Here is a 15,722-nt window from a genome sequence, read left to right as displayed (position 1 = left end):
TCAGTCTCCCTGCCGGCCACTTATTTGCCGGTCGTTTCTGGCGCGCAGCATAGCATCCGCTACGATCAACGCATCCCTGTTGATTGCGACATTGTGGACGCGGAATATCGCCGCGCCAGCGTAACGCAACAGCGCGCTGGTCGCGGCCGTGGCGATATCACGATCAGGCGCCTCGCGGCCTGTCAGCGCGCCGAGGAAGCGTTTTCGCGACGTGCCGGCCAGCAGCGGGAAACCAAGCGCGTGAAGCTCGGCGAACCGGGCCGCCAGTTCGATATTTTCGCGCGGGGTCTCTTTGTTGAAGCCGAAACCGGGGTCTAGCACGATCGCTTGATCGGCGATGCCGGCGGCCTCAGCAATCTCGAGCGAATGGCGGAGGAATTCGAACTGGTCTTCGATCACATCAGGCAGCTTTTCGCGGCCCCGGCCCGTATGCATGATGCAGACGCCAGCGGATGTGCGGGCGACAAGGCCGGCTAGCGCCTGATCGCGCTGCAAGCCATGGACATCGTTGACGATATGGGCGCCGGCAGTGACGGCGAGCTCGGCCGTGGACGCCCGGTAGGTATCGATCGAAATCAGCACATCGGATCTGGCCGCCACCGCCTCTATCACCGGCAGAACGCGATCCTGCTCCTCTGCAGTAGAGACTTCAGCCGCACCCGGCCGGGTGGATTCGCCGCCGATATCGATGATATCGGCGCCGTCGTCGACAGCCTGTAAGGCGTGCCCGATGGCATCCGACGACGACGCATTGAGCCCGCCATCGGAAAACGAGTCCGGCGTCACGTTGATGATGGCCATGATGAGGCCTCGGGGGCCGAGCGTGATCTGCCGGCCATGCGCGAGCTTCCAGGCCACCGGATCGAAGGGCGTGGGCAATTCTGCGCCTTTCATGGTGCGAGCGAATTTTCGTGCTGATTGCATATTGCGCCGGAGGAGACAATGTCACAAGGATATGAAAGTAAGCCGGAGCGAAACATGAAGTGGTATCAGGACCATCTCAAGACAGTCATTGTGGCGCTGGCGCTTTCGGCGATCGCCCTGCCGGCGGCCAGCGAGACCATCATCCGCAAATCGATCACCTATTTCTCGATCGGCGGCAGCACCGCGTCCGATCTCGACCGGGAGATGAGCCGTCGTGGACCTCTGTCGCAGACGAGCGGCCGCAGGCATCCCGGCGCCACGCAGATCAAGTTCAACGGTTCGGCGACCTTCATCGGCAAGGACGGTCGCTGCCATATCGGCGGCGCCAAGGTCTCGCTATCGACCAAGCTCGTGCTGCCGCGCTGGTCCAACCGCCGCAAGGCGACCAAGGAAATGGCACTTCTCTGGGACACCCTGGCATCCGATATCAAGCGCCACGAGGAACGGCATGCGGAGATCGCACGCACGCATGCAAGGCAGTTGGAAAAGACCATAGTCGCCTTGCCCACGACACGGGACTGCGCGACGCTGAAGGCCAGGGTTAATCGCGTCTCACAGGAAGCCCTGATCGCCCATGACAAGGATCAGCAGCGCTTCGACCGCATCGAGGCAGCCAATTTCGAGAATCGGATGATTCGATTGCTGCGCTACCGAGTCGCAATTCGGCCGGTGAATTAATCCGGCGCCCCCGGCATTTCCGGATGATTTGCGTGTTTTTCCCGCAACGAGCCGCCAACCTTGTGCCAAACCTGCGCCCAATCCTGTGAATTGACCCTTTATATTCGCCCATTGCACTTGCGGTGTCGCTGAATTAGCGTTCTCATATCAATCGCGAGTAGCAGTTCGAGTGTTTCTTGGTAGTTTGGTTTTCTGTGGTTTCCCAAGGCGCATGTGAGTGGCTGCAGGTGTCTCCTCCCTCGCCTGTTGACGATGCGTCTCACTAGCCTCGCTCAAGAACAGAGCGAGGCTTTTTTTGACCGATAGGTCAGGGAATTGCCGCTCTCTCCCTATCAGCCCTGCTTTTCAGGAATATGAACGGTCAGCCCCTCAAGGGCATCCGTCATTCTGATCTGACAGCTCAGCCGCGAGGTCGGTCGCACGTCATAAGCGAAATCCAGCATATCCTCTTCCATCGGGTCGGGCTTGCCGGCCTTGTCGGCGAAAGCCTCATCCACATAGACATGACAGGTCGCGCAGGCGCAGGCACCGCCACATTCCGCCAGAATGCCGCTGATCGAATTGCGGATGGCGTTTTCCATGACCGTGGAGCCGGGGGCGGCGTCCAATTCGTGGCGCGTTCCGTCATTTTCAATGATGATGAGCTTGGGCATTATGACCTGAATTTCCGTTGGGGGAGGCTGGCGCATGTCGCGCAACAGCCTTTTCCAACAAAATCCATAGCGCGTCAACCGAAGGCAAGTATCGCCTCGAAGCGACGCAAAATGTCACGTCGCGGACGCGTGATGCGGGGCGAATACACCCCGCTGCCGTCCATTGTCAGGAGCGCGAAAGCGTGTTGATGAAGTTCTCGGCTTCCGTGATCGCATTGCCGAGCTGGATGATACCGGCCGCATCACCCGCCCTGCTCTCCACCTTCTCGGCGGCCGAGGAGACGTTGAACGCTCCGATGGCCAGCGCCGCACCCTTGAGCTTATGGGCAGCCTGGGTGATGATGTCTGCCTCGCCGCAGGCCAGTTCATTCATGCAACTGCGCGCCTGCCGGGCGAATGTGTGAAGAACCTCGAGTTCGAGGGCCTTGTCACCGGATGTCTGCTTGGCGAGATGAACGAGGTCGATCGGGCGATGCTGGGAAGGAGTGTAACCCCGGTAATTGTCGGGGGCTTCGAATGCGATACTCAACGCTGCCATTGTCTGGGTATTCCCTTGTTATGTTTGATTGTGGGACAGCCACTTTTCGAATAGACTGATCATCACATCCGCTAACGGAAAAATGCTTAATTGCGGCAATTTCACGGGCGGGAAACTACACTCATGGTTAATACGTTTTAAATCGCTATTTTCATTGCGTTTTCAGACTTCACTTCATGGCACGAGCGTTAATTTTCTGTTAACCATCATACCTTTGAAAACCCAAGCGATTGTATCAAAACGGCTTCTGTGCCACTAAGTTACGAGGTCTGGAGTGGCTTGCCTTGAGGCAGAGCACTTCTTTCCATGCGACAGTACGGCGTTTCATCGAATGGATCCATTGATGGATAAGCCCCCGTCGCGACGGATAAGCCGCCCCGGGGGAGCAGGCGCCGGTTCAGCCGGTTCCCTTCGCGGCTCACAGAATGAATGAGGCGAACGGGAATGGCGACGAAGCGCGACAACGAAGCGGTTGAGGAAAACGCCTACAAGGCGCTTGAGGATGCCCTTGCCATCGACTTCCAGGACGACGGCCGCAAGGGCGAGGCCCAGTCCGGCCGCAGCCCCGACGAGGCGCGTGCTTCCCAGGAAGACAACGCCCGGTCACTGGCACCCGAACAGGCGCCGAAGTCGCCGCAGCTCCGCGCCGCCAACGACCAGCGTTCCAATCTCCAACCGCAATTGCTGGGTGGAATGGACGCCTCCTCCAAATCCCCGATGCGCATGGCGGCCATCGCTTCCGTAATCTGGGTTCTGCTCGGCATTGGTGCCGCGCACCTGTTCTATGCGCCGGCTATTTGGGAAATCCGTTCGTTCCAGCAACTGGCCGCCCTGCCCGGCGCCTTTGGCGTGCTGGTTGCGACATTGTTTCCGATCGCGATCTTCTTCGCTTTCGCCAATATGATCGCCCGTGCACGGGAATTGCGCCAGGCCGCCCGTTCGATGGCCGAGGTCGCACTCAGGCTCGCGGAGCCCGAGAGTGCCGCGACCGATCGCATCATGAGCGTCGGCCAGGCGGTGCGCCGCCAGGTGACCGCCATGAACGAAGGCATCGAGCGCACCATTGCGCGTGCCTCCGAACTCGAGACGCTGGTTCATTCCGAGGTCAACGCGCTGGAGCGCAGTTATACGGACAATGAAATGCGGGTCCGCACCCTCGTGCAGGAGCTCGGCTCCGAGCGCGAGGCGATCGTCGGGCATGCCGAGCGGGTGCGCTCGTCGATCTCCGGCGCCCATGAACAGCTGAAGGAAGAGCTCGCGGCCGCAAGCCTCAACATCTCGCGCAATATCGCCACCTCCGGCGAAGCCGTCGCGAAGATGATCGACACTCAGGCGGCGATCTTCATGGAACGCTCGGGCATGGCGTCGAACTCGATCGAAAGCCTGCTTTCGGTCAAGACCGAGAACCTGCTGTCGGCATTGAGCGCCAGCGGCGTCGCCCTGGCGAACGATTTCGACAATCGCATCGACGCGCTGTCCTCGACGCTGCGCGAGCGCGGCAAGGCACTTCTGTCCGATTTCGAGACCCGCGCCTCGCTGCTCGACGCCAACACCGACAAGCTGAACAATGCGCTGCAGGAGCGCACCAAGCAACTCAACGAGACGCTGATCGCGCGCACCAAGCAGATCAGCGAGTCCCTCACATCGGGCGGTCAGGCGATCACTTCGGGCCTCGATGATGTCCTGAACTCACTGAATTCCGCGCTTGACGAAAAGGGTTCGACCTTCCGCCAGTCGATGCAGTCGGCTGCCGACGACGCGGTGATGGATCTCGATGTCCGTTCGAGCTTCTTTGAAGAGAAGCTGCGGTCCTCCGTCGAGGTGGTGTCGTCGGCTTTCGACGGCCGCCTCAATGAATTCGCCGCCGCCTTCGACCAGCGCTCGGGCACGCTCGACGCGAAGCTTTCCGAGAGCCTGGCACGGATCAACGATACGGTGGGCGGCGCGTGCGATGCGCTCGACAGTATCCTCGCCTCCTCGGTCGACCGCATGACGTCGTCCTTCGCCGGCCAGTCGATCGCGCTGGAGACCGCGCTCAGCACGGGCCAGGATATTATCGAGACGGCACTCGAAAGCCGGTTTGTGGCGATATCGGACGTCCTCGGCAAGGCGCACCAGCAGATCGAGGTGGGCTTCGGCGGCAAGGCCGACGATATGATCGCCAAGATCACGGACAGCGCCGAAGCGATCACGGTCGCCGTCAATTCCGGTCACGAAAAGATCGCAAGCGTGCTCGACGACAAATCGGCGCGGATCGAGGCGGCTTTCAGCGACAATCAGCAGCGGCTGGAAACGGCGGTTGCGCGCGGCACCGAACTCATCACCGGCAATGTCGAGGATGCCCGCACGCGGCTTGCCCGCACGCTTGGCGAAAATGCGATCACCATCGCGGCTACCTTTACCGAACATCAGGAAAAGCTGGACGAGAGCCTGCAGGCGCGCGCCGCAGCGGTATCCGACCTCATCAACAGCGGCGCCAGCAATCTGAAACAGGTGACGGACGAGTCGACGCGCCGCATCGCCGACGCGCTCGCCATGACCGACAGCAATATGAGCGGCGCGGTAACCGCCGCCGCGGACCGGATCACATCGACGGTGCAGGCCGCCGCCGGTGAGATCGGCAGCCGTGCGACCGGCGCCAGCAACGAGATCAACGAAGCCCTGCTGACGGCCACATCGGGGCTTTCCACTTCGGTCGAGCTTGCCGCCGACGAGATCGGCAGCCGGGCGGCTTCGGCCAGCGACCGGATCAGCGAATCCGTCATGTCGGCGACATCCGGTGTTTCGATTTCAGTCGATATGGCCGGCACCGAGATTCTCGAAAAGGCGACGGAAGCCACCAACAGGATCAATGAATCCGTGGCCCTGGCGACATCGGGTTTTTCCATCTCCGTCGATCAGGTCGCCAACGAGATCACCGACCGCGCAGCGGCGGCCGGCGACAGTATCACCGAATCCGTATTGTCGGCGACATCAGGCATTTCGGCCTCGCTTGACCTCGTGGCCAGCGAGATCGGCGAAAAGGCCGCGGAAGCCAGCAGAAGGATTGATCAATCCGTACTCTCGGCGACATCAGGACTTTCCGAGTCCGTTCTTTTGGCGGCGTCAGGGCTCTCCACATCCGTGGAACAGGTCGCCAATGAGATCAAAGTGCGGGCAACGGAGGCAAGTGGCAGTATCGGCGAATCCGTTTTGTCCGCCACATCGGGCATTTCGGCTTCACTGGATCAGGTCACCAGCGAGATCACCGCGCGGTCGACGGAAGCCAGTGGCAGGATTAGTGAATCCGTATTGGCCGCCACGTCAGGCATTTCGGCTTCCCTTCACCAGGTCGCCAGCGAAATCAACGAGAAGGCTTCGACGGCGAGCAGCGCAATCGACAATTCCGTTCTCTCCGCTACGACGGGGCTTTCAGCGTCTATCGGCCTTGCCGCCGAGGAAATCACCGGACGGGCGTCGTCCGCGACAGATCAGATCGCCGCCACCGTCGCGACGGTCACGGGCCAGCTTTCGACAGCGCTTGCCGCCACCAGTGGCGAGATCGCCCATGCCCTGTCGACCACGACGCAGGAAATCGGCAGCGTCTTGGAGAACGGCAGTTCCGACCTCTCCTTCCAGCTCGCCAACACGCACGAACTGATCCGTTCAACGCTGGAAGACCGCACCAACGCGATCACCATCGCGCTCGACGAAGGCCGCAAGCAGATCGACGAGACGCTCGCCGACCAGGCGACGAATATCGGCACCTCGATCGCGATGGGCGCCAATATGCTGGAAATGTCCTTCGAGGAAGGCGAGCAGAAGCTGCGCGAGCATGTCGAGCGCAGCGCGAAATCGATCAACGACTCGGTCCAGAACGCCGCCGTCGGCATGACCGGCGTCATCGTCGAACACACCAATGCCCTTTCCGATGCGATGGCCAAGAGCGCCGAAGGCCTCGGCGAGAGCGCGATGAGCTTTGCCGAGAAGATCGAGGCGCGTGAGAAGAGCCTGCGCCAAGTGCTGGACGCCACCGCCGACACGGTCGATGGCCGGATGCAGGCCAGCGCACTGGCACTGGCCAGCAATACCAGGAAGCTCGAAACCACGCTGACCGAGCGCGAAATGGCGCTGGGCGAAGCAATCGAAAAAGCCGCCGCCCTGCTCGAAGAGAAGCTGATGGCGACATCCGGCGCCGTGCAATCGCGACTGGAGAACGACCACGAGGCACTGCGGATCGCGCTCGATCACTCGGCGCTGACGCTATCGGAACAGACGGGAAGCCTGATCTCGCAACTCGACGCCAGCCGCGAGGCGCTGCGCGACGTGATCGAGACCGGCGGCAGCGTCGCAAAGGCAGGCATCGAACAGAGCACCATTGCGCTGAACCGGCAGGCCGAGACGCTGATCGCACAGATCGTTGCCAATCGCGAGGCGATCCGCCAGACGATCGAGGCGAGTGCTGAATCGCTCGACGAGCGCCTGCAGTCCGGTGCCGGCAACATGCTCAGCAATATCATGACGCTGGATATGAAGCTCGAGGAGCGCGAAATCGCCCTCAAGGAAGCCGTTGCCGAAAGTGCGACCAATCTCGACCAGATCATGCAGACGACGACTGCGGCGATTGCCGGACGCTTCGGCGACAGTGTCGGCGAGATCGCCCGCGCGGCCGACTCCTTCGGCACCCGGCTCGACAGCACGCTCGCCCAGATGGCCGAACGCTTCGACGCCACCGGCGGCAGGATCGAGTCGAGCATTACCCGGCTCGACACCGGTCTGCGCGACGACGCCGGCCGCTTCGCCGACAAGATCGACCTGGCAGGCCGTGAACTGTCCAGCCTCATCGACCAGCGCATCCAAGGCTTCGACAGCGCCACCGAAACCGCCGCGACGCTTATCGCGGAGACGTTCGACACGCGCACGGCGAAGATCGACGAGCGGCTCTCGACCATGGACAAGGCGCTCGGCATCGGCCTCGACAACGTGTCGAAGATGATTGATGGCAAGGCCTCTGGCCTCGCGACCTCGCTGCGCAGCGCAGTGATCGACGCGACCACCAATATGGACGAGACGGCACAGCGCGCGATCGAGAACGTCGCGAGCAAGGGCCTCGAATATACCGACGAAATGGCCGCCCGTAGCGCCGGCTTCTCCAACAGTCTCGCGAGCCATTCCGAAGAATTCGCCCGGACGCTGGCCGAGCGGGCCGAGGAATTCGCAGGCAAGCTCAACAGCCATTCCGAGGGTTTTGCGAGCACCGCGACGAGCCGCTCGGAAGAGTTCGCCCGCGCAATGGCCGAGCGGGCCGAAACACTTTCGGGACGTCTCACCGGCGATGCCGACGCATTTGCCTCGATGCTGGCCGAAACCAGCGCCAAGGTCACCACAGAAGCCGCCGCTGTCCAGCAAAGCCTTGACGCGACCGAAAAGGCGCTCGGTGCCCGCCACGAGACGATCCGTGCCACGCTCGATGACCGCACCCGCGAACTCAACTCGATGCTGGCGGCACGCTCCACGGAACTCGCACGCCTGATCGACGAGAAGGCGCAGCCGGCGCTCGACAGCTTTGCCGATCTCGGCCGCGAAGCCGCCGAAAAGATCGGCGCCGCCGCGCTCCAGGGCGCCGCACAACTCAGGTCGGAAAATTCCAACCTTGTCGCGGCGATTACCGCTCGTACAGAAGAGAGCGCACGTGCGCTCAACTCGACCGAACAGACGCTCAAGGACACGGTTACCGGGCTGATCGGCGCACTCGACCAGAGCAACACGGGCATCCAGAAGCTGGTGGAGGACGCCACGACCAATCTCGGCGCCGTCGACCAGAGCCTGAGCGCCGTGGCGTACCGCTTCGCGGAATCCACCAACAAGGTGTCCGACTCGATCCATGCCTCGACCCGCCTTCTTGAGGGCAAGGCCGACAGGCTGTCGTCGGTATCGGGCGATACGCTGCAGCAGATCGCCAACATTGTCGGCCGGTTCGACGACCATTCCAAGGTTCTGGGCCAGGCATCCGACCTGCTCGGTGCCGCACAATCGAACCTCGTCACAACGCTCGAAGAGCGCGAGGACGCGCTGCAATCCTTGGCCGTCGGCCTCGTGCATCGTTCCGAGGAGATCGAGAACACGATGCGGTCGCTCGCCGGACTGGTGGAAGCCGCATTCGACCGGGCGGAGAGCCGTTCGGGCCAGGTGTACTCCAACCTCAAGGGTTCGGTGCAGGCCTCGTTCGTCGACATCGGCAAGATCCTTGCCGATACCGAGAAGCGCGCATCCGACATCGCCGACAACATGAAGGCCGCCGTGACGGGTGCCGCGGAAGAGGCCTCCGCTGCCGTCGAAAGCACGCTCGGCAGGGCCAATGAACGCGCAGAGGACGTCGCCTCGCGGCTCCGGGCCAGCGTTTCGAACTCGCTCTCGGATGTCGATCGTCTGCTCGGTGAAACCGGCAAGCGTTCGATCTCCACCGCCAGCCAGATGCGCGATGCGCTCAAGGAAGCCGTCGAGGATGCGGTCAACCGCTTCACCGGTGCCACCGAGGAAATCCGCCGCACCGCCGGCGAAATCCGCAAGGAACTGAACGACACGCGCGCCGAACTCAAGCGTGGGGCGTTCGACCTGCCCGAGGAAGCCAAGGAGAGCGCTGCCCAGATGCGGCGCGCCGTCGCCGAACAGGTCAAGGCGCTGCAGGAACTTTCCGGCATTATCGGCGTGTCATCGGCGCATCTTGAGACACCGCGCGGCCGTTCGGAACAGCTGCGCGACGACAATTTCGGACCGACATCACTGCGTGAGCCGGAACCCGTCGTTCGCCGCCAAGCCCCTGTGGTGCAGCAGCCGGTGCAGACCGCAGTCGCGCGCCAACCCGAACCGATTGAAACCTATCAGGCGCCTGTCGAAGAGCCAGTTTTGCGCGCCGAACCGGTTCGCCGACCGGAGCCCGAGCAGCCTGCTCGCCGGGTAGAGCCGGAACAGCCGGTACGCCGCCAGCCCGAAGCGGACCAGAGCCGTGCCGAGCCGACCGGATTACGCGGCAGCCTCGGCATCGAGCGGCAGCCGGTCGCAACACCCCCTGCGGCAAGCCAGCCGGTGCGTGCCGCCGGCACCGAGCGTGCCCAGCCGGTCGAGCGCGCCGCTCGCCAGGAAGCCCCGCGCCTTTCCGAGGGACAGGGCTGGATCACCGACCTGCTCCGCAACGCCTCGATGGGTGATGACGACGGTGAGGACGAACCGCAACCACGTCGCGCAGCTACGAGCCAGGCCACTGTCCAGCAACCCGAGGCCCGCAATCCGCGCCATGTCGTGGAATCGCTCAACTCGCTTTCGGTCGATATCGCCCGCGCGATCGATCACGACGCCTCGGTCGATCTCTGGCGCCGCTACCAGCGCGGCGAGCGCGACGTGTTCACGCGCCGGCTCTACACGCTCAAGGGCCAGCAGACGTTCGACGACATCAAACGCAAATACGACAACGAGGCGGAGTTCCGCGTGGCCGTCGATCGTTATATCAGCGACTTCGAAAAGCTGCTTGCTGACGTCGCCCGCAACGATCGCGACCGCGTGCTGACCCAGTCCTATCTCACCTCGGATACGGGCAAGGTCTATACGATGCTCGCACACGCCGCCGGACGCTTCTCGTAAGGCAATCGCGCAGGCAAAGCTGCAAATTGGTGAGCCCCGGGCATTCCATTGTCCGGGGCTTTTCCGTTTAGGCAACTAACCGCAGCGGTCATGCGACGGCCGGCCGCCAGGCAATGACGCCTTCGGTCCGCGCACGCACCTCCGGCGTGGCGAGGCAGGTGGCGACGGCCTCATATCCGGGCGCGCCCGGATATGGCGCCACCCTGACAGGCGGACTGTGGTTTGCGGGGCAGAGAATGATCGCCTCGTCCGCCGTCACAGAGCCGAGGTCGAGGATCGCGCTGGAGCGGGTCATCAGGAACAACGGCTTTGCCTCGGCACCTTGACGCTTGAGATAGGCAGCAAGCGCTTCCTGCGTGGTATGATCGAGCCCCTGCTCCACCATGTCGATGACGAGAACGGACGCGGCTTGGACTTCCATTGCAACGAGAAGTGCCGTTAGCGCAGGCGACACCGTCGCGCCGTCTTCGATGAGCCAATCCTTGATCCGGCTGACGCACGTGTTCAACCCCGGGTCGGCCTCAAGCAGACGCACGGCCTCGCGGCCGCCGTTATCCAGCCTGTCCAAGCCAATGAACGCTGCATCGGGCAATGCGGCTGCAATTGCCTGCGCCAGCCGTGTCTTGCCACTGCCCAAGGGGCCGATAATGTAGTTGAGCGGGCGGATGTCGGAGAGTTCAAACCTTTCGCCGCCCCACGGCCACGGAAGATCGAATGCAGCGACGATTTCGGCCTCTGGACGGATAAGCCGCGTGAGGTCTGCGACGGAGGGAAGGCGGCCGGCAGCGATATCCATCCGGACGGCGCGCACTCTTTCGACGGTATCAGCTGCTTGCCTGATCTGCCCTTCGAGCCTTTCCTGATGCGCAGCCAATGCTGATTCTAGGCAATCGTGGTCGCCTCTCAGGACGCGCGCCACCTGGGCAAGGCTCAGGCCAAGACCCCGGAGCGCGACAATCTCGGCGGCACGCGCCATTTGCTCGGGACCGTAGACCCGCCAGCCCGCTTCAGTACGTTTGGGCGCGAGTATGCCGCGCTGCTCATAGAGACGCAGCGCTTTCGCGGAGACGCCGAGCCGCCCAGCGGCTTCGGACGCATTCAAGAATTGGGCGGAACGGTTCACGACTCACCTCTTGTCCTGTTGACCGTCCCGCTTATGGGATCGGTCCCAGGGGCAAGGTCAACAGGCTGACGGCGTAAACAGATAAGATCGCGTAGAATTGCGGAGGTGCGCCGCCTTCAAATCTGCTTCAAAGTCCAGATAACGATCTCGCTTGTAACCTGGGCGAAGGCAGCATCCAGCGCCGCGACATAAGAGCGATTATCCGATCCGCTGACAGGCACCGTGGCAGCGAACACCTTCTGCGACCTCACCGTGCCGTTGCGATCGTTCAGCAGCTTTGCCGAGATTTCGATGCTCGCGTGGGTCGCGCCATTGGTTTCGACCTGGAAGGCACGGATATCGGTGACGATCTGGAAGTCGATCGCCAGCCCCTCGCCCGGCTTGCCGACGCCGCCGAGACGGCCGGTGTTTTCGAACGCCTCGACCAGCTTGGCCTGCACCATCTTCGGCAGGCGGTCGCTCCAGCGGGCCTTGGAGAGATACTGGATCTCGACGCCGGAGAGGCGGATGACGACCTGTTCGGAATCGAGCGCCTTGAGCGCTGTCGGCTCGGGGATCAGGATCTGGCGGTTCTTGGCGGACGGGCCGGTGACCTCGGGCATCGCGGAGAGCGAGAACGTGTCCTTGTCGGCACTGCCGCCAAGGCAGCCGGTCAGCGACATCGCAGACGTGGCCAGCACCAGGGCTGTCACCAGGCGTTGCATGCCGCTCATCGAATTACCCAAGGCAAGCCCCCTCAACGCCGCACCCGACCCTTATATTCCTTGACTTCCTCGCCGCCGAAAATCAAGCGCTGCGGGTCCTGATCGAGCCGCGATACAGCATTGTTCAGGGTTTGCATCGTACGGCGCGTGTCGTCGACCAGCGCTTCGACATTTTTGAGGCCCGAACCGGTGAATTTCTGCAGATTATCCGCGATCGGACCAATCCTGGCGTTCAGCGTGTCAGCCACCTTTTTGAAGGATTGCAGCGTCGCCCGCGCATCGGCGAACAGCGACTTGGAATCGCCCGAACCCAGGAAGCTGTCGACCTTGGCGAGGATACCGTCAACCCGGCTGGACGCCTTGTTGATCTTCTCGGCGGTCTGGCTGACATTGGCGATCGTCTTGTCGATCTCCGGCCGGCGCTTCTCGATGTCGGCGGATATATTCTTGAAGCTGGAGATCGCGGTGCGCGCATCAGCCACCGCGACGCGGATGTCATCGAGCGAGGCGCCAACCTCCTTAGGGTCGATCTCGGCCATCAGCTTGTCGACATTGTCGAGCGTCTTGGAGACTTTCTCGCCGACCACCTTGTAGGCATCCGCCGTTTCCTTGAAGCTCTTGACGGTTGACGCCATGTCGCCGGACGCGAGAGCGAGGTCGCCGCTGACCTTTTCGGCATTCTTGAGGATATTGTCGATCTTCTTTGGATCGATCGCCTTGACCAGGCCATCCACCGAGGCAAGCGTCGAATCGAGGCGGCCCGAGAGATTCTTGATCGTGCCGGAGAGTTGGCTGACGCTTTCGAGGAATTTGTCGATACCCGGCGCATTGTCGCGCAGCGCGCCGGAAAAGGTCTCGACATTGGCGATTGTCTTGGACAGCGGCGCGCGATTATCCTTCACGAAGCCGGTGATCTCGTCGATGGCGCCCTCGGTTTTCAGCATGATGTCGCTGGCGGACGATACGAGATTTGTGAGGCCCGACTGCGCAGCGATGATCTTCGCCTCCTCGCCGCCATTGGCCTGGGTGACGAGAAGTTTCTCCTTCGACGTATCGCCACCGGAGAGTTCGATATAGGCCGCACCTGTCAGACCCTGGAGTTCGACCACCGCACGGGTGCCGGGATAAATTGGTGCCGTGGGCAGGACTTCGGTGACGGCCACCGAATATCGGGGGTCCTTGTCATCGAAGGTCAGCTGGCGAATCGAGCCGATCGGAATACCGTTGAAGCGGACGGGTGAGCCGACGCTCAGGCCGTTTGCCGAACCTTCGATCACGATCTTCAGCGGCTCCATCCTGCCTTCACGGCCATAGGCCTGCATCCAGTAAACAAAGCCGAATGCAGCCAGCACCACAAGCACTGTAAAGAAGCCGACGATCGCATAATTGGCCCTTGTTTCCATGGATTAATGTGTCTCTTGTCCGGCCTATACTCTGGTTGGCTTCGTCTTATCGTGCTTCGGTATTGAGCGGGCGCGTTTGCCTTGAAAATAGGACTGTACCCATTCATCCTGGCAATCAAGCATGTCGTCTATTGTTCCGGCGACCAATACACGTTTTTGTCCGAGAACGGCAATCCGGTCACACACGGAAAACAGGCTGTCGAGATCGTGGGTGACCATGTAGACGGTCAGGCCCAGCGTGTCGCGCAGCTTGGCGATCAGTTCGTCGAATTCGGCGGCGCCGATAGGATCGAGGCCCGATGTCGGCTCGTCGAGGAAGACCAGCGCCGGATCGAGTGCCAGCGCGCGGGCGAGTGCGGCGCGCTTGATCATACCGCCCGAGAGTTCCGAGGGGTATTTGTCGGCCGCTTCCGGCGCGAGACCCACGAGTTCGATCTTCAGCTTGGCAAGCTCGTCCATCAGCGACTGCGGCATGTCGAGATATTCCCGCATCGGGAACTGGATGTTCTCCTTCACGGTGAGCGCCGAAAACAGCGCGCCATGCTGGAAAAGCACGCCCATCTTCATGTCGAGCTCGAAGCGCTCGTTGTCGGCCAGGCTGCCATAGTCGGCGCCGAGGACTCGGATTTCGCCCGCCCGCCTCGGTATCAACCGCAATATCGATCGCATCAGTACCGATTTGCCAACGCCGGACGCACCGACGAAGCCGAGGATCTCACCGCGATAGATATCGAGATCGAGATTGTCGAGCACGACGTGGCTGCCGAAGCCGACCGTGATGCCGCGCACCGACAGCACGACCTCGCGCTCTTTTGTGTCCGCCGTTTGTTTTTCCAGGATCACTGGGCCCGCCTCAGAAATCGATCGCCGCGTAGAACATGGCAAACAGCCCGTCCACGAGGATGACGACGAAGATGGCCTTGACCACCGATGCGGTGACGTGTTGGCCGAGCGACTCGGCGCTGCCGCCGACTTTCAACCCTTCTACGGACGCCACGACGCCGATGATCACTGCCATGAAGGGTGCCTTCAATATTCCTGAAATCACCGTCGACAGATCTATGGCGCCCTGCAGGCGAGAGAGAAACACCGGATAGGTCACGCCGGAATAGACATTCGCCACGACCGCGGCACCAGCAAGTGCAGCGAAATTGGCGATGACCGTCAGCAAGGGCAATGCCAGTGCGAGCGCGAGCAGGCGTGGGAAAATCAGGACACCCACGGGGTTGAGGCCCATGACCTGCAGAGCGTCGATCTCCTCGCGCATCTTCATCGAACCGATCTCGGCGGTGATCGCGCTTCCCGTCCGGCCGGCGACCATGATCGCGGTCAGCAACACACCGATCTCACGAAGCTGGAGGATACCGACAAGATCGACGACGAAGACTTCCGCGCCGAAGTAACGAAGCTGGAAAGCGCCCTGCTGGGCGATGATCGCGCCGATCAGGAACGACATCAGCGCGATGATCGGCACGGCATTGACCGCCATCTGCTCGAGCTGGGTGAAGACCGCCGCCGGTGACAGGCCGCTGCCCCGGCCGAGCTTGAGTTGCGCGCCACGAACGGCCGATCCGATGATGTTGAACGCCTGGACAGCGTCATCGGCGATATTCATGACCTGCGCGCCGAGTGGCGTAAACGTCCGGTCGAACAGCGTCCGCTTTCCGTCCTCGTCCGCGGCTACCGGCAGTTCCTCGGGCAGCGCAGAAATCAGGTCCATCATCTCCTGATGGCCACCTGCGACCTTTACGTCCTTGGAACTGCGTCCGAGCGCCGTGGCAAGCCGCCGGATCAGCCAGGCGCCACCGGTATCGAGGCTTTCGATCCCGGTCAGATCAAGACGGACGGGACCGGAAAAACCACGCTTCTCGATGTCCTTGAGTTGCTTGTCGACCGCAGCGATGGTCGCGTTCAGCCACGCGCCGTAGAGCCGCAGGTTCGCGCCCTCCGCCGGATAATCGACCTCGAGTCCGGCCCTGAGCGCCGTCTCCGCCATAGCATCCTCTACGCGTTCACATTCAGTGCCGGCGATCAAACTGTTTTACTGTGCTAAAACAAGACGATTCGACTGGCTGGGTGGCA

Annotated in this window: 10 protein-coding genes; 2 read left to right on the top strand and 8 right to left on the bottom strand. The window is 62.0% G+C overall.

Annotated elements, in window-relative coordinates; genetic code table 11:
- Positions 1 to 894 carry a dihydropteroate synthase gene (gene folP, locus IHQ71_RS10180; RefSeq protein WP_258161851.1) on the bottom strand — a complete coding sequence of 298 codons (894 nt, stop codon included), beginning with the start codon at positions 892 to 894 and terminating at the stop codon, positions 1 to 3.
- A gap of 84 nt (positions 895 to 978) precedes the next feature.
- Here folP and IHQ71_RS10175 point away from each other — a divergent pair, with 84 nt between their 5' ends.
- On the top strand, positions 979 to 1,602 hold the full coding sequence (locus tag IHQ71_RS10175; protein ID WP_258161850.1) for a DUF922 domain-containing Zn-dependent protease: 624 nt from the start codon (positions 979 to 981) through the stop codon (positions 1,600 to 1,602).
- Between the two features lie 332 nt (positions 1,603 to 1,934).
- On the opposite strand, the gene IHQ71_RS10170 is transcribed toward IHQ71_RS10175, so the two are convergent.
- A complete protein-coding gene (locus IHQ71_RS10170) occupies positions 1,935 to 2,255 on the bottom strand; it encodes a (2Fe-2S)-binding protein (protein ID WP_258162799.1) in 321 nt (106 codons plus the stop codon).
- Positions 2,256 to 2,421: 166 nt separating this feature from the next.
- Positions 2,422 to 2,793: an Hpt domain-containing protein gene (locus tag IHQ71_RS10165; RefSeq protein WP_258161849.1), complete on the bottom strand. Its 372-nt coding sequence runs from the start codon at positions 2,791 to 2,793 to the stop codon at positions 2,422 to 2,424.
- Positions 2,794 to 3,237: 444 nt separating this feature from the next.
- On the opposite strand from IHQ71_RS10165, the gene IHQ71_RS10160 reads away from it, so the two are divergent.
- Positions 3,238 to 10,410: a hypothetical protein gene (locus tag IHQ71_RS10160; protein ID WP_258161848.1), complete on the top strand. Its 7,173-nt coding sequence runs from the start codon at positions 3,238 to 3,240 to the stop codon at positions 10,408 to 10,410.
- Positions 10,411 to 10,498: 88 nt separating this feature from the next.
- Here IHQ71_RS10160 and IHQ71_RS10155 read toward each other — a convergent pair whose 3' ends face one another.
- The 5 genes from IHQ71_RS10155 to IHQ71_RS10135 form a co-directional block, all read right to left on the bottom strand.
- Positions 10,499 to 11,533 carry a MerR family transcriptional regulator gene (locus IHQ71_RS10155; RefSeq protein WP_258161847.1) on the bottom strand — a complete coding sequence of 345 codons (1,035 nt, stop codon included), beginning with the start codon at positions 11,531 to 11,533 and terminating at the stop codon, positions 10,499 to 10,501.
- 116 nt (positions 11,534 to 11,649) lie between these two features.
- Complete coding sequence (locus IHQ71_RS10150) at positions 11,650 to 12,246, bottom strand: ABC-type transport auxiliary lipoprotein family protein (protein WP_258161846.1); 597 nt, start codon at positions 12,244 to 12,246, stop codon at positions 11,650 to 11,652.
- 23 nt (positions 12,247 to 12,269) lie between these two features.
- On the bottom strand, positions 12,270 to 13,640 hold the full coding sequence (locus IHQ71_RS10145; RefSeq protein ID WP_258161845.1) for an MlaD family protein: 1,371 nt from the start codon (positions 13,638 to 13,640) through the stop codon (positions 12,270 to 12,272).
- Positions 13,641 to 13,664: 24 nt separating this feature from the next.
- Positions 13,665 to 14,480 carry an ABC transporter ATP-binding protein gene (locus IHQ71_RS10140; RefSeq protein ID WP_374990015.1) on the bottom strand — a complete coding sequence of 272 codons (816 nt, stop codon included), beginning with the start codon at positions 14,478 to 14,480 and terminating at the stop codon, positions 13,665 to 13,667.
- Between the two features lie 13 nt (positions 14,481 to 14,493).
- Positions 14,494 to 15,636, bottom strand: coding sequence for an MlaE family lipid ABC transporter permease subunit (locus tag IHQ71_RS10135; protein ID WP_258161844.1), 1,143 nt, complete (start codon positions 15,634 to 15,636; stop codon positions 14,494 to 14,496).
- Positions 15,637 to 15,722 lie beyond the last annotated feature (86 nt).

The organism is Rhizobium sp. TH2 (genome assembly GCF_024707525.1).
GTDB lineage: Bacteria > Pseudomonadota > Alphaproteobacteria > Rhizobiales > Rhizobiaceae > Rhizobium_E.
The sequence above is the reverse complement of the archived record's forward strand: the minus strand, read 5'-3'. Positions and strand labels throughout refer to the sequence as shown.